Here is a 623-nt window from a genome sequence, read left to right on the forward strand (position 1 = left end):
GATCAGGGGCGTCCGGCCGATCGGTCGACACCGACCGGCCGAACAAGTCCCCAAATGGCTACTTGACCGGCGTCACGTCCGTTTTCACCCATTTTTCCGAGATGCTCTTGATGGTGCCGTCGGCGATCGCGGCGCTGATCGCGTCGTTGAGCATCTGCTTGAGCTTGGTGTCTTCCTTCCTCAGGCCCGCACCGGTTCCGGCGCCGAACAGACCGCCGACAAAGCCGGGCCCCGCTACCGTGAAGTTCGCGAATTCGGGTTTTGCAAGCGTCGCGGCGAGCGCCGTCTTCTGAGCGAATATCGCGTCGATGCGGCCCGCGGCCAGATCGAGATCGTGCTGCTCGGTCGTCTTGTACTCGCGGATCTCCACCGTGTCCCCGAAGTATTTCTTGACGAATTCGAGCATCGCCGTTGCCGCCTGGACGCCGACCACCTTGCCTTTCAGCAAGGGCTTCAACTTATCGATCGCGGCCTTGGTAGCAGCCTCATCGTCCATGTTGAATTTCTCGGTCGAAGCGCCGAGCTTGCCCAGGTCGCTGTCCTTGGCGGCTGCGAAACCACCCGGGTCGATCGCATAAGGCTGGGTGAAGTCGATGGTCTCGAGGCGTTTCGGCGTGATGAAC

The 623-nt window shown here is 61.5% G+C and carries 1 protein-coding gene; it reads right to left on the bottom strand.

What is annotated here, in order from left to right:
* Nucleotides 1-58: 58 nt before the first annotated feature.
* On the bottom strand, nt 59-623 hold a 565-nt coding region (locus EN780_RS36670; RefSeq protein WP_128276615.1), incomplete at its 5' end, for a transporter substrate-binding domain-containing protein.

The sequence above is a fragment of the Mesorhizobium sp. M4B.F.Ca.ET.089.01.1.1 genome (assembly GCF_004022605.1).
GTDB lineage: Bacteria > Pseudomonadota > Alphaproteobacteria > Rhizobiales > Rhizobiaceae > Mesorhizobium > Mesorhizobium abyssinicae.